The sequence below is a fragment of the Nocardia veterana NBRC 100344 genome (genome assembly GCF_000308855.1).
GTDB lineage: Bacteria > Actinomycetota > Actinomycetes > Mycobacteriales > Mycobacteriaceae > Nocardia > Nocardia veterana.
In genome coordinates, this window is record NZ_BAGM01000007.1 from 51818 (window position 1) to 69493 (window position 17676).

Genomic DNA, 17676 nt, shown 5'->3' on the forward strand with positions numbered 1-17676 from the left:
TTGGCGGACCGGGGATTCGGCACGAGGTCCGGGTGGGTGTGCCGCGCACCGCCCCGGGTGGTGTGACCGAACCGACTGACAACGCCGGATCGCGCGCGTTCAATGAGGTGATGAGCGAGATCACCAGCGCCGCCGAACTTCGGGAACTGCTCGGTGAGCCGACCCCGCGGGCCGCGACGAAGGATCGGACGCGCCTGCATCCGCGTGACCGGGAGTGGATCGCGACCGCTCCCTTCGTCGTCCTGGCGACCAGCGATGCCGACGGTAACTGCGATGCCTCGCCCAAGGGTGATCCGGCCGGATTCGTGCACGTGATCGACGACCGCACCCTGGCCGTCCCCGAGCGGCCGGGCAACCGCCGGGGCGACGGATACTTCAACATCCTGTCGAATCCGCACGTCGGCCTGATCTTCCTGATTCCGGGTCGCAACGAGACCCTGCGGGTCAACGGCCGTGCGCGGCTCGTGCGCGACGCACCCTATTTCGACGAGCTGGTGGTCAAGGGCCACCGCCCGATCCTCGCCGTCGAGGTGGCGATCGAGCAGATCTTCTTCCACTGCGCCAAGGCGTTCCTGCGCAGCGAACTGTGGCGGCCCGAACGGTGGCCCGCGGATCCGCTGCCCAGCCATGCCGTGCTGGTGAAGGAGGTCCAGCACAACACCACTGAATCGCTCGCCGAGCTGCAGGAGTACTACTCGCCGGAGAACTACCGGCGCATGCTGTACTGATCCGCTACGGGGCCCGCGATCCGGACGCCGCCCGTCGGAGATCACATCGGCCGATAGCGCACCCGTGGGTCGTCACCAATACACTCGCGTCGTGGCAGACATCTCGGTGCGCGGACGGCTGGCGTTGCGGGCGGCGGCAGCGGCGTCGTGGGCCTCGCAGAAGGCCGGACGCGGTAAGGGGTCGATGATCGGCGGGCTGATCGCCCTGCAGATCGCCCCCGACATCATGACCCAGCTGGGCCGCAACCGGCGCACGGTGCTGGTCACCGGCACCAACGGCAAATCGACCACCACGCGGATGACCGCCGCGGCGCTGGCCGAGCTGGGCCGGGTGGTCACCCAGGCCGACGGCGCGAACATGGACGCCGGAATCGTCGCCGCGCTGAGCATCGACCGGACCGCGCCGCTGGCCGCCATCGAGGTCGACGAGCTGCATCTGCCGCACGTCGCCGACGCCCTGAATCCGGCCGCGGTGGTGTTGCTGAACCTGAGCCGCGATCAGCTCGACCGGGTCGGCGAGATCAACATGATCGAGCGGAAGTTGCGCGAGGGGATGGCGCGCCACCCCGATACCGTCCTGATCGCCAATTGCGACGACGTGCTCATCACCTCGATCGCCTACGACCACCCCAATGTGGTGTGGGTGTCGGCCGGCAGCGGCTGGGCGGTCGACGCCACCAGTTGCCCGCGCAGCGGTGAGCCGATCGTCTGGGAGGGCACGCATTGGCGTAGCACCGGGGCGGACTTTCAGCGCCCGGAGCCGCAGTGGTGGGTGGACGCGGACCATCTGTGCGGTCCCGACGATCTGAAACTGCCACTGCACCTTGCCCTTCCGGGCCGGGCCAACCGCGGCAACGCCGCGCAGGCGGTGGCCGCGGCGGTGGCGCTGGGCGCGAGCCCGGAGACTGCGGCGCAGGCCGCGGGAACCGTGCGCGAAATCGCGGGGCGGTATCGCACCGTCACGGTGGGCGACCATTCGGCACGGCTGCTGCTGGCGAAGAATCCGGCCGGCTGGCAGGAGGCGCTGTCGATGATCGACCCGGCGGCTACGGGGCTGGTGATCGCGGTCAACGGCCAGGTGCCCGACGGCGAGGATCTGTCCTGGCTGTGGGATGTGCGTTTCGAACACTTCGAGGGGACCCAGGTGGTCGCGTCGGGGGAGCGGGCCACCGATCTCGGCGTCCGCCTGACCTACGCTGGTGTCGAGCACACCACCGTGCCGAATCCGTTGCGCGCCATTGCTTCCTGTCCGCCTGGGCGGGTCGAGGTGCTGGCCAACTACACCGCGTTCCGGGATCTGAACCGCGATCTGGACGCCCGAGCAGGAGATAGCCACTGATGGCCGAGTCGGCGGTGCGGATCGGGCTGGTGCTGCCCGATGTGATGGGTACCTACGGTGACGGCGGCAATGCGCTGGTGCTGCGACAGCGCCTGCGCATGCGTGGAATCGACGCCGAGATCGTGGAGATCACGCTGAACGATCCGGTCCCGGAATCGCTGGACATCTACACCCTGGGCGGGGCCGAGGACTCCGCGCAGCGGCTGGCGACCCGGCACCTGCAGCGCTATCCCGGTCTGCAGCGCGCGGCCGCGAAAGGCGTTCCGGTACTGGCGATCTGCGCGGCCATCCAGGTGCTCGGCAACTGGTATCAGACCTCGGCCGGGGAGCGTGTGGACGGTGTCGGGCTGTTCGATGTGACGACTTCCCCGCAGCGGGTCCGGGCCATCGGTGAGGTGGCCACCAACCCGGTGCTCGCCGGTCTCACCCAACCGCTGACCGGGTTCGAGAACCACCGCGGCGGAACGACTCTCGGGCCGGACGCGACCGGCCTGGGCCGAGTCACCAAGGGTGTCGGCAACGGTGTCGGTGACGGTTCGGAAGGGGTCGTGCAGGGCTCGGTCATCGGGACCTACATGCACGGTCCGGCCCTGGCCCGCAATCCGGAGCTCGCCGATCATCTGCTCATGCGGGCTCTCGGCGTCACCGAACTCGCGCCGCTCGATTTGCCGGAGGTCGACCGGTTGCGCCGCGAACGCCTACGGGCGTGATCACCGCCTGCTCCGCCACCACCTGATATAGCGATCCGGCATGTAACGCCGGACCGTCCGCCGCCGATTCTGTTGAGGCAAAAGAAGTTCGGCGGTAATCTCGCGCGCGGCCATGCGTGATGAGGGAGGTGGCCGGTGCGTAGACGCGCCTTTCTGCAGGCGTCCGGTGCGGCGGTATTGCTGGGTGCCACGGGCGCGTGGCGCGGGGTCGGATCCGCGACGGCGAATCCGGTGTGGAACGACCTGTTCCGCAACTGGGTTCCGGAGATCTTCGCTCCGCTACCCGATCCGCCGGCGCACACCGAGGCCATCGTGGTCGGCTCGGGGTTCGGGGCGGCGGTCGCGACGCTGCGACTGGCCGAGGCGGGGATCACCACCACCGTGCTGGAACGGGGATCGCGCTGGCCGATCGATCCGTGGCGGGAGATCTTCACCGGCGACGATCTGCCCGACGGCCGCGGTTTCTGGCATCGCACCAGCTTCACCGGGGTGACCAAGGTCCCGATGAACTTCGCCGCCTTCGGCGGCGTGCTCGACGTCACGGAGTTCGGCGGTATCGACGTCTGGCGGGCCGCGGCCGTGGGTGGTGGGTCGATCGTCTTCAGCGGCTGCATGATCGCCCCGCAGCGCCGGCATTTCGACGACATCTTCCGCGGCACGGTCGCCTACGACGAACTCGAGCGCGTCTACTATCCGCGGGTCCGGCAGATGTTGCGGCTGTCGGCCATGCCGCCGGACATCTACGATTCGGCGCCGTTCGCGCATTCGCGGATGTGGGACGAGCAGGCTCGACGAGCGGGATATGAACCGCAGGCCAATGATTCGATCTTCAGCTGGGACGTCCTGCGAGCCGAATTGGCCGGCGGTAGCCGGCCGTCGGCCACCGCGGCGCGCAGCAATCTGGGCAATTCCAACGGCGCGAAATTCGATCTGAACCAGAACTATCTGCGATACGCCCAGAACACCGGCCGCGCGCTGATCTGCCCGGGCCACCGGGTGGACGCCGTCGGTCGCGACCGCGACCGGTACGTCGTGCAGGTGAGCAAGCTCGACCCGACCGGTGCGGTGCTCGCGACCCGCACCCTGACCTGCGACAAGCTTTTCCTGGGCGCGGGTTCCATCGGCACCACCGAATTGCTGGTTCGGGCCCAGGCCACCGGCGCGCTGCCGAATCTCAACGAACATATCGGCGACGGCTGGGGCACCAACGGCGATGTGGCGCTGGCCCGGGGGGAGAGCGCGCTCGCCGGGCTCGGGCAGGGGGTGCCGAGCGCGAGCCGGATCTTCGACGATTCCGGCATGCCGTTGACCCTGGAGAGCTGGTACATCCCCGGCATCCCGGTGGAGACCGGTGCGATCGCCTCGCTCGGCCTGGTCATCGATCCGACCCGGGCGCGCATCACCTACGACCCGGCCCGCAATGCCGCCGCGTTGAGTTGGCCACGCGAAGCGCAGGATCGGATCGTGGCGGCCTGCCGCGCGGTGGATCAGCGCATCGCCGAGCGCTCGGGTGCGCTGTTCGACTACGGCCCGCTCGGCTACGACGCGAACGCCCCGTTCACCGCGCACCCGCTGGGCGGGGCGGTGCTCGGCCGGGCTACCGACAACTACGGCCGGGTGGCGGGCTACTCCGGGCTGTACGTCGTCGACGGCGCCGCGATTCCGGGAAGCACCGGCGCGGCGAATCCGTCGCTGACGATCACGGCGCTGGCCGAACGAAATATGGAGGCGATCCTCCGCGCGGGCCACTGAGCCCGCACCGCCCGACCTTCACAGCGGCTTCCCGGCGCGGCAGGTGCCGCTACTCTCGGCGAGTACCCGTTCGATGTGGAAGGGACCGTTGTGGCGCAGTACACGGAGGTGACCGGGCGACGGCCCGAGGAGTATCCGCGCAAACCACCGGCGCTGTGGACCGATCTGGTGATGTTGGTGCTCGCGATCGTGTCGGTGGTGCTGGTCGTCTGGATCACCTTCTTCTCGGTGCCGCAGCACACCTATCGCGTCATCGTGGTGGTCGACTATTCGATCTGCGCGGTGTTCGCGGCCGAATTCGCCTGGCGCTGGCGACGCGCGGACTGGTCCTGGACCTTCCCGCTCGTGTACTGGTACGAGGTCCTGGGCATGATCCCGGTGACCAGCCCGTTCTTCCGCGGCTTCCGGCTGCTGCGGATCGTGGTGATCCTGGTGCGGCTGGCCCGGGTGGCCGACCGGGCGTTCGGCGACCGGGTCACCGCCGCGGTGGTCAATCGCTCGGTGGGTGTGATCGTGGAGGCGGTGAAGCGCCCGGTGACCATGGCGGTCCTGGAGGAGGTGGCCGATGTGCTGCGCCGTGGTCAGTACACGCGCAATATCGCCGCCGCCCTGGAGGAGAACCGCGACGAGCTCGACGCGATGATCCTGGAGCTGATCAAGAACGATCCGGCCGCCGGCCGGGTCCGGTACGTGCCCTTTCACGACGAGATCATCCGCGCCATCGCCGACACCAGTTTCCGCATCGTCTTCCAGGTGCTGGCCGACCCCCGCACCGATGAACTGGTCGGAGATGTCTTGCGGGAGAACATCAATCAGATGCGGATCGCGGTGCGCGAGGGCGGGCACGTGCCCGAGACCGTCGATCACAAACTGCTGCGGTGAGCCTCAGGTGTGGGCGTGCCGGACCTCGTGCCGCGGCTGCGCGTACCGCACCGTCTCCCAGCCGATCAGCACGGCCAGCACCGCGCACAGCACCGCCAACGCGGCCATCGCCGGCAGCATCGTCGCGAGTGGAATCAGGACCACCAGCACCGCCGCGGCCACCAGCCGCGGCCACAGCACCACCCGGGTCGCGTAGTGGCGGAAACCGACGAGCGACAGCAGATACAGCACCACACCGCCGTACAGCGCTAACAGCGGAATGCCGTACAGGTGATCGTGCAGCGTATGCCCGGCCGCACCACCGAGGTAGTTGAGCGTCTTCTTCAAGCCGAGCGACAGCGCGACGATGCCGGCCACCATCGGGAAATGCCAGAAGGTGTAGCAGTTGCGAGCGATCCGGATCCGGCGCTCGCCCCGGGCCCGCGTCATCGCCTCCTCGACCACCCGGGCGGCGACGTCGAAATACGCCCACCACAGCAGCGCCGAAACCGCCAGCGCCAGCAGCGATCCCACCGTGATCGGCCAGGAGATGGGCAGTCCGGCCACGCCGACGCCGATCGAGACGATGGATTCGCCCAGCGCCACGATCACGATGAGGCCGTGGCGTTCGGCGAAGTGCGAGGCCGAATTCAACCGCCAGTCGTTGCCGGCGAAGAAGGTCCAGACCATATCGCCGGCGATGGCGGCGATCCACAAAACGATCTGTACGGTGCCGTGCTCGATCGCTGCCACGACCAGCAGCGTCGTCCCGATCGTGATCGAGCCGATCGCCCAGCGGCCGACCTGACCACGCAACTGCCGGTCCTCGGTGCTGGCCAGCCAGAACATGGCCAGGTGGATCAGCCGGATGACGAGATATCCGATCGCGAACACCAGCGGCCCGTACCAGCCACCGGGCATATCGTGGAAGGCCTCCGGAATCACCTCGGCCACAATGAGTCCCGCGCCCATGGCGGCGAACATCGCCACCCGGGCGATGCCCTCGTCGGCCTTGACCACATTGCCCAGCCAGGCGTACGCGATCCACACCCACCACATCACGGCCAGCACCAGCAGGGCGCGCAGCAGGTTCGCCGCGGTGACCTCGTGCGCCGCCAGGTCGGTCACCTGGGTGAAGGCGAATACCAGAACGAGATCGAAGAAGAGTTCCAGCTGGGTCACCGAGGCGTTCTCGGTGACCACCTGTAAGCGTGAGCGTCCGACACCGGTCATTCGCACATCGTGTCAGGTGCCGGGCCGCCACGCGCGGGAGCCGAATCGCGCACCCGGCCTCGGTGGTTCAGCCGACCTCGTAGTTCTCGCCGAACGGAAATTTCTCGATGTATTCGATGAGGTTCTGCACCGCTTCGTCGTTGGCCCGCGACAGCGTGCGCTTGAGCAGCAGCCCCGGGACCGGAATGGGCAGATACACCTCGGAGTGGTACCAGACCTCGGTGCCCTCGTCGGTTTCCTCGATGTCGAACCAGCCCTTGCCACCGCCACCGGCGGCGCTCTCCACCACTTCCCAGGAGATGCGTTCCGGAGTGCAGGTGTACTGGAGGACCTGGCGGTCCGAATTGTTCAGCACCGTCACCGTCGCATACACCCGTTTCGGCCGGTCGAATTCGTCGCGGGTCGCCACGCGCACATCGCGATGCGCAGGGGACCATTCCGGAATCCGCTCGACTGCCAGCAGTGCTTCCTGAACCTGGTCGGGTTCGACGTCGATGATGAATCGGTGGTCGGTCTTCGTGCGCATGTCTTGCCCTCCACCCCCCGAACTGCTTCGGCCGATTGTCCCCAGCGTCACACTCGGACGTCAACCATCTGGTCTGTTCCGCGGTAACAGAGACCGACCAGTCTGATTTGGTGCGAGCGCGCGTCCGAGGTTTGCGGCGGCGCTGCGGGCGGGCGCGGGCGACGTGCGATTTCTTCCCGAACGGAAGGAATCGCCGCCGGATTGCGGGTCGCGTGGTAGCCGCGCAGCGGTCGATCGGCCCCCGCCGGGTAAGGGGGCTAGACGTAGCTCGTTGTCACAGTTACCGGTGGTGAAGGACTTCCCAGTCGGGGCCGGGGAAGACCAGACTTTCGTGTCCGTCGTCGAATCGGACCACGAACGGTGGGGTCCCGTCGCGACCCCGGGCCTCGAGGATTTCGCCGGTGCGCTCGGGCATCCCCACTGCATTGCTGTGCACGAGTATCTGATCGCCTACATGCGCCTGCATGCCGCCATTATCGACTCTTGTGATACTCATCACAACCCGCTCGAGATCGCCTGCGGCGACACGGTATCGCCGAGGTGATCGCCTGTCGGGTCCGTACTCGGCACACGATCCCCGGTTGACACCACTGCACTCGTAGTACTACGTTCAGACCACTACAAGCAGAGTGCAACAAGCAAGGCGGTATCACATGCGAAAGCTCGTCTACTTCGTCGGCGTCTCGCTCGACGGCTATATCGCCGGGCCGGGTGGGGAGTACGACTTCTACCCGATCGCCGAGGACATCACCGCATACGCGACCGCGCACTATCCGGAGTCGGTTCCGGCCCACCTGCGCTCTCATTTCGGGATGGCCACCGACGAACCCAACAAGGAATGGGACACCCTGGTGATGGGGCGCGGCACGTACGAACCGGCGCTGTCGGCCGGCATCGCCAGTCCCTACCCGCATCTGAAGCAGTACGTCGTTTCCGGCACCCTGGCCGACATCGACGATCCGGCGGTCGAGCTGGTGCGGGAGGATCCGGTCGGACTGGTGCGTCGCCTGAAACAGGAGGACGGCAAGAACATCTGGCTGTGCGGCGGCGGGCAGCTGGCCGGAGCGCTCGTCGACGAGATCGATGAGCTGATCATCAAGAGTTATCCGGTGGTCGCGGGGGCGGGTATCAGCGCGTTCTCCGGCAACTTCCGCCCGACCGCGTTCACGCCGGTGCGGCGTCGCGAATTCGACAGCGGCGCCCAGCTCAGCTGGTTCCGGCGGGCCTGACCGCGAAGCGGTCGCCCCGGATCCCGGTCCCTCCCAACCCATTGGCGGTAGATATGCGAAAGAACAACTCCGGCAAGCCGATTCACCAGCGGTACCCCAACCCGGCGGCGCGGGGCGCGGCCAAGATCAACTGGGCTCGCGCAGGAAGGAGAGGCGTACCCGGCGGATCGGGTTGTCGACGTTGAGGTCGACGAAGGCGATCGACTGCCAGGTCCCCAGTGCCAACTCGCCGTCGAGTACCGGCACGGTGGCGTACGGGGCGATCAGCGCGGGCATCACGTGTGAGCGGCCGTGCCCGCGCGAACCGTGGGCATGACGCCAGCGATCGTCGGCCGGCAGCAGGTCTCGCAGGGCGTGCAGCAGATCGTCGTCGCTGCCCGCGCCGAGCTCGATCAGGGCCACGCCGGCGGTGGCATGCGGAACGAAGACGTGCAGCAGGCCGTCGCCGGCGCCCGCCTCGCGCAGGAAGGTGGCGCACTGCGGCGTCAGGTCGTGAACGACCTCGCGATCTCCGGTGTGCAGCTCGATTTCGGTGCTCTTCATAGGGCCATCCTGCGCTTTCGCCGGGGGCGGGTGCGGGAAACCCGCGCAGAGGGTACGCCGACCGGGGGCTAAACCGGCTGGTGTGATTACTCACACCGGTACGCCGGCTGTTCGGCCGGCCCGGTCCCGAGCTATCCCGGTGGCGGTTGAAAGGGCTGGTCAGCGGGCTGATGCGGTCGATTTCGAGGTGGTCCGACCGTGCTGCTCCCGGGTCGGAGCCGGGGTCCGGCGCGTCGGAGGGGCGATCAGCGCTGGTCGGCGTATCGAACGGGGCGGGTTCGGCCGGCGGGTCCCGCGCTCGGGTGCGGAGGTAGCCGACCACCGAGCGGACTCCGATCGGTAGTCTTGTTGGCTGTAACAGCAGCTAGTCGATCTTGGAGGACCCCGCCGTGGCTCTCGTCGTTCAGAAGTACGGAGGATCTTCGCTCGAATCTGCCGAGCGGATCCGGCGCGTCGCTGAGCGGATCGTGGAGACGAAGAAGCAGGGGCACGACGTCGTGGTGGTGTGCTCGGCGATGGGCGACACCACCGACGAACTCCTCGACCTGGCCCAGCAGGTGGCGCCCGCGCCGCCGGCTCGCGAGCTGGACATGCTGCTGACCTCCGGCGAGCGCATCTCGAATGCGTTGGTGGCCATGGCGATTCACTCGCTCGGCGCCGAGGCGCGGTCGTTCACCGGTTCCCAGGCCGGGGTGATCACCACCGGCACCCACGGCAACGCCCGGATCATCGACGTGACCCCCTCGCGGGTGCGCGACGCCCTCGACGAGGGCATGATCGTGCTGGTCGCGGGCTTCCAGGGCGTTTCCCAGGACAGCCGCGACATCACCACGCTGGGTCGCGGTGGTTCCGACACCACGGCGGTCGCGCTCGCCGCGGCGCTCGAGGCCGATGTCTGCGAGATCTACACGGACGTGGACGGCGTCTTCACCGCCGACCCGCGCATCGTGCCGGACGCGCAGAAGCTGGAGCAGGTGAGCTTCGAGGAGATGCTCGAGCTGGCCGCCACCGGCGCCAAGGTGCTCATGCTGCGCTGCGTGGAGTACGCCCGCCGCTACAACGTTCCGGTGCACGTGCGGTCGTCCTATACCGACCGCACGGGCACCTACATCTACGGATCGATGGAGGACATCCCCTTGGAGGACGCAATTCTCACCGGCGTCGCACACGATCGCAGCGAGGCCAAGGTGACCGTGGTGGCGCTGCCGGACGAGCCGGGCTACGCGGCCAAGGTGTTCCGCGCCATCGCCGACGCCGAGATCAACATCGACATGGTGTTGCAGAACATCTCCAAGGTCGAGACCGGCAAGACCGACATCACCTTCACCCTGCCCAAGTCCGACGGCCCGCGCGCGGTGGAGTTCCTGACCAAGCGGCAGAACGAGCTCGGCTTCACCCAGGTGCTCTACGACGATCACATCGGCAAGGTCTCGCTGGTCGGTGCGGGGATGAAGAGCCATCCCGGCGTCACGGCGACCTTCTGTGAGGCGCTGGCCAAGGCGGGGATCAACATCGACCTGATCTCCACGTCCGAGATCCGCATCTCGGTGCTGGTGAAGGACACCGAACTGGACGAGGCCGTGCAGGTGCTGCACAAGGCCTTCGATCTGGGCGGCGACGAGGTCGCGGTCGTGCACGCCGGAACGGGGCGCTGACATGGTCGGGTCAAGCGCGGAGGCGGCAGCGCAGCGTAACCACGTAGCGCTCCCGAATATGTCGAATGGAGCGGAGCCATGGGAGTACGCGTAGGTGTGGTCGGCGCGACCGGTCAGGTCGGTGCCGTCATGCGGAAACTGTTGGAAGAGCGCAACTTTCCCGCCGACGAGGTGCGGTTCTTCGCATCCTCGCGTTCGGCCGGGAAGAAGCTGCCCTGGCGCGGCGGCGAGATCGTGGTCGAGGACACCGAGACCGCGGATCCGAGTGGCCTGGACATCGCCCTGTTCTCCGCCGGCGCGACGATGTCGCGGGTGCAGGCGCCGCGATTCGCGGCCGCCGGGGTGACCGTCATCGACAACTCGTCGGCCTGGCGTAAGGACCCCGAGGTGCCGCTGGTGGTCAGCGAGGTCAATCCCGAGCAGACCCGCAACCTGGTCAAGGGCATCATCGCCAATCCGAACTGCACCACGATGGCGGCGATGCCGGTGCTCAAGCCCCTGCACGACGAGGCGGGGCTGCAGCGGCTGATCGTCTCCAGCTACCAAGCCGTTTCGGGCAGCGGACTGGCCGGCGTCGAGGAGCTCGCGACCCAGGCGCGGGCCGTGATCGACGATGCCGAGAAGCTGACCCACGACGGCGGCGCCGTACAGTTCCCAGCGCCGAACAAGTACGTCGCGCCGATCGCCTTCAACGTCCTGCCGCTGGCGGGCTCGCTGGTCGACGACGGCTCCGGGGAGACCGACGAGGATCAGAAGCTGCGCAACGAGAGCCGCAAGATCCTCGGCCTGCCCGATCTGCTGGTCAGCGGCACGTGCGTGCGGGTTCCGGTGTTCACCGGGCACTCGCTGTCGATCAACGCCGAGTTCGCGCGGCCGCTGTCGGTGGAGCGCGCGAAGGAGCTGCTGGCCGGCGCCGCCGGCGTGAAGCTGGTCGACGTGCCGACCCCGCTGCAGGCCGCCGGTATCGATGAATCCCTCGTCGGACGGATCCGCCAGGATCCGGGTGTGCCGGACGGGCGTGGGCTGGCGTTGTTCGTCTCGGGTGACAACCTGCGAAAGGGCGCCGCGCTCAATACGATTCAGATCGCAGAGGTACTGCTCTCGCAGCGCTGAGCGTCGAAGCCGACGAGCGGGCCGTCCGATCGCGGGCGGCCCGCTTCGCTGTGTGCCGGCTAGTGAGTGCGCAGGCCGTCGAAGACGACGGCGAAGGCGCGACCCCGCTGCTCCTCGGTGGCGGTCTGGGTCGCCGCGAAGGTGCCCTTCAGCACTCGCATCAGATCGTCGACGTCGATATCGGAACGCACGGCGCCGGATTCCTGCGCGCGCCGCAGTGATCCGGCGATCGCGGCCTGGAATTCTCGGGTGGGGCCGGTGATCTCGATCGTCTCGTGGCCGCCGAGGGCGTCGGCGAGATCACGCTTCACCCCACCCTCGGTGACCATGTGGTCCAGGAGATCGAAGAAGGCGGCACCGGGATCCGCGGTCTTTTCCAGACTGCGCGCGTAGTCGATCATCCGCTCGATGTTGTCGACGATGGCGGCCTGAAACAGCGCCTCCTTGGTGGGGAAGTGGCGGTAGACCGTACCGGGACCGACCCCGGCGCGCCGGGCGATGTCGTCCAGTGGAACCGAAATGCCCTCGGCGGCAAAGGCTTCCCGCGCCGCCGCGAGAACCCGCTCCCGATTCCGGCGGGCGTCGGCGCGCAGGGCTCGGCGCGGCTCGGCCGCCGGGTCCGCTAACTGTTTCTCCGCCACAGCGCGAGTCTACCCGGCGCTGTTGACAAACGGGGCGAGCGTTCCGGATCATAAGCGGGGCGATAGTTCCGCTTATGATCGGTGAGGAGTTTGTCATGGTTTCCAGTTCAGCGCGCAGCCCGCGCGAGGTGGTCGAGCGATTGTTCTCGACATTGCCGGTGCGTGATGCCGATGCGTTCGTCGCGGCGCTGGCGCCCGACGCGGTCTTCGAGATTCCGTTCTCGATTCCGGGAATGCCGGAGCGCATCGAGGGGCGGGAGGCGATTCGCGAACATCTCGCCCAGCGCTGGTCGGGTCTGTCCGGCATCGAAGTGCACGGCGTCTACCCGCGGGTGTACGAATCCGCCGAGGACGGCGTTGTTTTCGTGGAGAACGAGGTGGAGATGACCCTGCCCGGCGAACCGCGGGCGCGGGTCCGAACCTCGGTCAACGTGGTACACGTGCGCGACGGCGAGGTCACCCTGTTCCGGGACTACATGGATACCGCTCGGCTGGCGCGAATAGCGCGCTGAAACCTGCCGACGAGACGGGCCCGGCGATCGCCTTCGACGGCCGGGCCCCGCTCGTGTGGAGTTACCGGATGCCGGGCGTGCGCGGGTCCGGCCCGAGGCAAACCAGCAGGACACAGCCCGGCGGGGCATCGGAGAACGGCGGTGCCAGCGGGGCGCCGAGGCAGGACAGCACGGTGCAACCGGGATAGGCATCGGGGCCGATGCCGAACACCGCGAGCGTGATGTCGGGATCGAAGAAGGCGCGCGGATCCAGCGTCACCGGCGGCTCGACATAGGGACCGGGATCCGCGATCGGTGGCCGGTCGAAGGCGCCGAGCAGCCGGCGGAAGAACTCCCAGGTCAGTTCGGTCAGATTCTGCACGATGCCGGTCGGTCCGCCCGAACTCCGGTTACCGAAGACGCCCGTCCACACCACGGTCAGGTCCAGGCTGGGGATGAAGAACGCATTCTGTAGTCCGAGGCCCGACATCGCGAAGACGTCGGCCGGCAGAAACGACGGCATCTCGATACAACCCGGATGGGCCCAGAACAGGTAGCCGTAGCAGGTGCTCCCCGGCGGCGTGCCGGTCGCGCGGTGCAGATACTCCGCCGAGATCACCCGGGTGCCGCTCCACTCGCCGTCGTTGCTCACCAGCAGGGCGAGCTTGGCCAGATCGTCCGGCGGGATCAGCAGATGCGCGTAGCCGTAGGTGTGTCCGGATCGATCGCGCGCCCAGTAGTAGTCGCCGCGCTGGATGCCCAAGGGGGAGAACAATTCCCGCTGGGCGAACTGCTGCAATGGTTCGCCGACGGCAAGCTCCACCACGTACGACAGCAGATCGACGTTGCGCTGACTGTAGGAGAAGGCCGTGCCCGGCGCATTGTCGAGCGGAACGCCGAGCGCCTGCACGGCACTGTTCGGATCGACCGGGATCACGCCGGAGATACCCTCGTTGATCACTCCGACGCGCAGCCCGGACCGTTCGGTCAGCAGATCTTCGACCGTGATGGCGCGGTGCGCTTCGTCGCCGAGCCCGGCAGGTAGGTAACGCCCGATCGGTGCCTGGATATCCAGTTTGCCCTGATCCCAGGCAATTCCGGCGATCATCGAGACGACGCTCTTGGTGACACTCCAGATATTCCAGGGCGTGGTATCGGTTTCGGCGTTGTGCGTGCCGGTGCCGATCAGGCAGTTGTGCCGGAAGATCTTGACGTTCAGCCGGTTCCGCTCGTCGGCGAACCGGATCGCCGACGCCAGTCGGGTCGAGTCCAGACCGACGGATTCCGGTGTGGCACGGTCGAACTCGCGTCCGGACGAGACCGCGCAGGTCGTCGTTCCTTCCGCTGCCGCCGGGGCCGGGGTGGCGCACACTGCACCGACCGTTCCGACCACGAGTACCCCGATCACCCAGCCGAGTAGGCGTCCCATGCTGCCGAGGTTAACTTCGAGCATTCGGTGCGACGGTCAACACGCAACGCTCGCAATCAAATCGGAACCGGGGCCGTCGATGGCTGTGGGTGCCGCGCGGGGTTGAGGGAGACGCCGCCGGACGGGGGGATCCGGCGGCGTCGGACGCAGCACTACTGCGCCGAGCGGACGGATGCCACGCCGGCTCCGCCGCCCGATATGCCGACGCCCGACAAGCGCCTCTCGGCGAGTGGTCGCTCGCAGCGACGAAGGGTGCGGCCCGGGGCTGTCTCGACGTCGGCAAGCAGTGACAACCGGAGTCCCGGTGGATCTATTTCCCGCACTCGATGTGATCTGGACAACGGACCAACTGAGCCGGAGGCGCAAGGTGAGTGACAAAACATCCCAACGGGTCTTTTCTTGACTTATTCCAGAAAATGGGCAGACTGGGTTCATGCACACCGGTCATTTCGATCCGCGCGAGAGGTTGCGTGCGGTCGGCCTGCGGGTCACCCGCCCGCGCGTCGCGGTGCTGAACGCTGTTGCCGCCGAGCCGCATTCGGATGCCGATCGGGTTGCCGCCGCCGTCCGGGCCGAGCTCGGCTCGGTGTCCACGCAGGCCGTGTACGACGTCCTGCACGCCTGCGTGGAGGCCGGACTGTTGCGCCGGATCGAGCCGGCCGGGTCGGCGGCGCGGTACGAGACCCGCATCGCCGACAACCACCACCATCTGGTGTGCAGGAACTGCGGCACGGTCGTGGATGTGGACTGTGTCGTGGGGCATGCTCCCTGCCTCGACCCGTCGGATGCGCACGGGTTCACGGTCGACGAGGCCGAGGTCGTGTTCTGGGGACTGTGCCCGCAATGCCGTCGCGCCGACGACACATCATCCCGATAGCCCGGGACCTTCCCGGATGACAGCCCACGACAGGAGGCTTCGATGACAGAGGCGATTACCGGGCCGACCACCACCAACACCGGTACCCCGGTCCCCAGCGACAACGAATCGCTGACCGCCGGCACCGAGGGGCCCATCGTCCTGCACGACCACTATCTGATCGAGAAGCTGGCCCAGTTCAATCGCGAACGGGTGCCGGAACGGATCGTGCACGCCAAGGGGGCCGGAGCCTACGGTGAGCTCGTCGTCACCGGCGATGTCAGCCGCTACACCTCGGCCAAACTGTTCCAGCCCGGTGCTCGCACCGAATCGCTGGCCAGGTTCTCGACGGTCGCCGGCGAGCAGGGCAGCCCGGACACCTGGCGCGATCCGCGCGGATTCGCGGTGAAGTTCTACACCACCGACGGCAACTACGATCTGGTCGGTAACAACACGCCGGTCTTCTTCATCAAGGACCCGATCAAGTTCCCCGATTTCATCCGCTCGCAGAAGCGCCTGCCGGGCAACGGGCTGCGCGATCACAACATGCAGTGGGACTTCTGGACACTCCGGCCGGAATCGGCGCATCAGGTGGCCTGGCTGATGGGCGACCGCGGTATCCCGAAGACCTATCGCCATATGAACGGCTACGGATCGCACACCTACCAGTGGATCAACGCCGAGGGCGAGCGGTTCTGGGTGAAGTACCACTTCAAGACCGATCAGCGTATCGAGTATCTGACCCAGGCCGAGGCCGACCGGCTGGCCGGCACCGACCCCGACTATCACCGCCAGGATCTCTGGGAGGCCATCGAACGTGGGGACTTCCCGAGCTGGACGCTGTATGTGCAGGTGATGCCGGTCGGTGAGGCCGCGAACTACCGGTTCAACCCGTTCGACCTGACCAAGGTGTGGTCGCACAAGGACTACCCGCTGATCGAGGTCGGCACGTGGACGTTGAACCGCAACCCGCGCAACTACTTCGTCGAGATCGAGCAGGCGGCGTTCGAGCCGTCGGCGATCGTGCCGGGTATCGGCTACTCGCCGGACAAGATGTTGCTCGGTCGGGTCTTCGCCTACGCCGATGCGCACCGCTACCGCATCGGCACCAACTACCACCAGTTGCCGCCGAACCGGCCGCGGGCGGCCGAGGTGAACTCCTATTCCAAGGAGGGCGCCATGCGTTACGACTTCAACGAGCCCGATGTGCCGGTGTACGCGCCGAACTCGTTCGGTGGACCGCACGCCGATCCGGCCCTCGCGCCGGCCGAGGCGGCCTGGGGTTTCGAGCCCGAACAGATCCGGGCCGGCTACGTCACGCACGCCGAGGACAGCGATTGGGCACAGCCGGGCACGCTGGTACGTGAGGTCTACAACGACGAACAGCGGGCGCGGTTGGTCGACAACGTCGTCGGGCATGTGCTCGGCGGGGTGCGCGAACCGGTGCTGAGCCGGGTATTCGAGTACTGGAAGAACATCGATCCGGAGATCGGCAAGCGGATCGAGGAAGGTGTGCGTGCCGGCCTGAACGGCAACGGCTGAGCGCACGGAAACCGCGGGCCCGCACCGGATTCGGTGCGGGCCCGCGATTCGTCGACCGCTTCTGCGGTCAATGGGCCGCCGTGCCCGGGCTCACTGGCACCAGGCGGGCCCCTGGTTCATCAGCATCAGGCGAACGATGGTGCACATGATCGACTGAGTCGACGAACCGGTGCCGCCGTCGACATCCATCTGGGCCACGGACCGTTGCGTGCCGGTCGGCAGCGGGGCCTGCGCCTGCGCCGGAGCGAGCGGGAGCAGCGTCGCGCCGCACACCAGCGCGCCGACGGTGAACCGCGAAACTCGAGTCATTTGAGATATGCCTTCCGTCAAAGGGTTTCGGTCCGTGAGAACGGATCCGCTCAACCATCGGCGGCTGCCCGTGCGGTGTTAACCGTCGCCGTTTCACGGCGGTGGGAGCAGGGTGCGGACGAGGTCGGCGGCGGTGGTGCGGTCCAGGGGTGCATGGCCGAGCAGGAAGCGATACCAGAACAGTCCGTAGAGCAGGTCCACCAGCAGTTCCGGATCGGTGTCGGCGGGTAGTTGGCCGCGAGCGGTACCACGGTCGAGGATCTCGCGCACGGCCGCGCGGCGACCGGCGGTGAAGGCGCCCAGCAGTTCGGCCAGATGCGGGTCGCGCGCCGCCTCCCGGACCAGTGCCCGCAGCGCGGCAGCGGTCGGTTCCTGCTGGGCGCCGGAAAAGGTCGACTCGACGACGGCCAGGAAATCCGTGTGCACCGATCCGGTATCCGGTATCGGCACGTCCGCACGCGCCCGGTCGAGCAGCGCCTCCAGCAGGACCGCGCCCTTCGACGGCCACCATCGGTAGATGGTCTGCTTGCCGACGCCCGCCGCGGAGGCGATCGAATCCACCGTGATCGTCCGTCCCTCGGCGGCGGCGAGCTGTGCGAGGGCGGCCGCGAGAATCGCACGGCGGGTGGCCTCGTTGCGGCGGCGGCCGGTGTGGGGGCGTCTGCCGGACGGCGAATCCGGTTGCGAGGGTGACGATCCCATGGCGTACCTCCCAGCGG

At 67.7% G+C, this 17676-nt stretch carries 19 protein-coding genes; 11 read left to right on the forward strand and 8 right to left on the reverse strand.

The features are described 5' to 3' along the window. Window positions 1-110: 110 nt before the first annotated feature. The 5 genes from ON37_RS01350 (at window position 111) to ON37_RS01370 (ending at window position 5411) form a co-directional block, all read left to right on the forward strand. Complete coding sequence (locus ON37_RS01350; protein WP_040715703.1) at window positions 111-728, forward strand: pyridoxamine 5'-phosphate oxidase family protein; 618 nt, start codon at window positions 111-113, stop codon at window positions 726-728. Window positions 729-819: 91 nt separating this feature from the next. Further along, on the forward strand, window positions 820-2067 hold the full coding sequence (locus ON37_RS01355; RefSeq protein WP_040715554.1) for a Mur ligase family protein: 1248 nt from the start codon (window positions 820-822) through the stop codon (window positions 2065-2067). After that, entirely contained in the window at window positions 2067-2777 is a 711-nt protein-coding gene (locus ON37_RS01360; protein WP_040715556.1) for a type 1 glutamine amidotransferase, read from the forward strand. Before ON37_RS01355 ends, ON37_RS01360 begins: the two co-directional genes overlap by 1 nt. 135 nt (window positions 2778-2912) lie before the next feature. Then, window positions 2913-4529, forward strand: coding sequence for a GMC oxidoreductase (locus ON37_RS01365; protein WP_040715557.1), 1617 nt, complete (start codon window positions 2913-2915; stop codon window positions 4527-4529). A gap of 75 nt (window positions 4530-4604) precedes the next feature. Beyond that, window positions 4605-5411: an ion transporter gene (locus tag ON37_RS01370; RefSeq protein ID WP_245552924.1), complete on the forward strand. Its 807-nt coding sequence runs from the start codon at window positions 4605-4607 to the stop codon at window positions 5409-5411. Window positions 5412-5414: 3 nt separating this feature from the next. Here the strand turns inward: ON37_RS01370 and ON37_RS01375 are convergent, their stop codons facing one another. From ON37_RS01375 to ON37_RS31435, 3 genes are all read right to left on the reverse strand, one after another. Further along, the gene (locus ON37_RS01375) at window positions 5415-6623 is read right to left on the reverse strand and encodes a low temperature requirement protein A (protein WP_040715709.1); all 1209 of its coding nucleotides are present in this window, start codon (window positions 6621-6623) and stop codon (window positions 5415-5417) included. Window positions 6624-6690: 67 nt separating this feature from the next. Then, complete coding sequence (locus ON37_RS01380) at window positions 6691-7149, reverse strand: SRPBCC family protein (protein WP_040715558.1); 459 nt, start codon at window positions 7147-7149, stop codon at window positions 6691-6693. Between the two features lie 280 nt (window positions 7150-7429). After that, a complete protein-coding gene (locus ON37_RS31435; RefSeq protein WP_083892630.1) occupies window positions 7430-7615 on the reverse strand; it encodes a DUF1918 domain-containing protein in 186 nt (61 codons plus the stop codon). A 187-nt stretch (window positions 7616-7802) separates the two neighbouring features. On the opposite strand from ON37_RS31435, the gene ON37_RS01390 reads away from it, so the two are divergent. Continuing rightward, window positions 7803-8378 (forward strand): dihydrofolate reductase family protein, encoded by a 576-nt coding sequence (locus ON37_RS01390; protein ID WP_040715560.1) that lies wholly within the window; start codon window positions 7803-7805, stop codon window positions 8376-8378. Between the two features lie 126 nt (window positions 8379-8504). Here the strand turns inward: ON37_RS01390 and ON37_RS01395 are convergent, their stop codons facing one another. Further along, on the reverse strand, window positions 8505-8921 hold the full coding sequence (locus tag ON37_RS01395; RefSeq protein WP_040715561.1) for a secondary thiamine-phosphate synthase enzyme YjbQ: 417 nt from the start codon (window positions 8919-8921) through the stop codon (window positions 8505-8507). Between the two features lie 389 nt (window positions 8922-9310). Here ON37_RS01395 and ON37_RS01400 point away from each other — a divergent pair, with 389 nt between their 5' ends. After that, window positions 9311-10576 carry an aspartate kinase gene (locus ON37_RS01400; RefSeq protein WP_040715562.1) on the forward strand — a complete coding sequence of 422 codons (1266 nt, stop codon included), beginning with the start codon at window positions 9311-9313 and terminating at the stop codon, window positions 10574-10576. Between the two features lie 78 nt (window positions 10577-10654). After that, window positions 10655-11689: an aspartate-semialdehyde dehydrogenase gene (locus tag ON37_RS01405; RefSeq protein ID WP_040715564.1), complete on the forward strand. Its 1035-nt coding sequence runs from the start codon at window positions 10655-10657 to the stop codon at window positions 11687-11689. A gap of 59 nt (window positions 11690-11748) precedes the next feature. Here ON37_RS01405 and ON37_RS01410 read toward each other — a convergent pair whose 3' ends face one another. Continuing rightward, window positions 11749-12330, reverse strand: coding sequence for a TetR/AcrR family transcriptional regulator (locus tag ON37_RS01410; RefSeq protein ID WP_083892632.1), 582 nt, complete (start codon window positions 12328-12330; stop codon window positions 11749-11751). Window positions 12331-12425: 95 nt separating this feature from the next. On the opposite strand from ON37_RS01410, the gene ON37_RS01415 reads away from it, so the two are divergent. Continuing rightward, the gene (locus ON37_RS01415; RefSeq protein WP_157171321.1) at window positions 12426-12842 is read left to right on the forward strand and encodes a nuclear transport factor 2 family protein; all 417 of its coding nucleotides are present in this window, start codon (window positions 12426-12428) and stop codon (window positions 12840-12842) included. Between the two features lie 61 nt (window positions 12843-12903). Here ON37_RS01415 and ON37_RS01420 read toward each other — a convergent pair whose 3' ends face one another. After that, window positions 12904-14250: a serine hydrolase domain-containing protein gene (locus ON37_RS01420; protein ID WP_040715566.1), complete on the reverse strand. Its 1347-nt coding sequence runs from the start codon at window positions 14248-14250 to the stop codon at window positions 12904-12906. A gap of 433 nt (window positions 14251-14683) precedes the next feature. Here ON37_RS01420 and ON37_RS01425 point away from each other — a divergent pair, with 433 nt between their 5' ends. After that, window positions 14684-15127: a Fur family transcriptional regulator gene (locus ON37_RS01425; protein ID WP_040715567.1), complete on the forward strand. Its 444-nt coding sequence runs from the start codon at window positions 14684-14686 to the stop codon at window positions 15125-15127. A gap of 54 nt (window positions 15128-15181) precedes the next feature. After that, the gene (locus tag ON37_RS01430; protein WP_040715719.1) at window positions 15182-16648 is read left to right on the forward strand and encodes a catalase; all 1467 of its coding nucleotides are present in this window, start codon (window positions 15182-15184) and stop codon (window positions 16646-16648) included. Window positions 16649-16738: 90 nt separating this feature from the next. Here the strand turns inward: ON37_RS01430 and ON37_RS01435 are convergent, their stop codons facing one another. Both ON37_RS01435 and ON37_RS01440 read right to left on the reverse strand, forming a co-directional pair. Beyond that, the gene (locus tag ON37_RS01435; RefSeq protein WP_040715569.1) at window positions 16739-16957 is read right to left on the reverse strand and encodes a hypothetical protein; all 219 of its coding nucleotides are present in this window, start codon (window positions 16955-16957) and stop codon (window positions 16739-16741) included. Window positions 16958-17050: 93 nt separating this feature from the next. Then, window positions 17051-17659 carry a TetR/AcrR family transcriptional regulator gene (locus ON37_RS01440; protein ID WP_040715570.1) on the reverse strand — a complete coding sequence of 203 codons (609 nt, stop codon included), beginning with the start codon at window positions 17657-17659 and terminating at the stop codon, window positions 17051-17053. Between the last annotated feature and the right edge of the window lie 17 nt (window positions 17660-17676).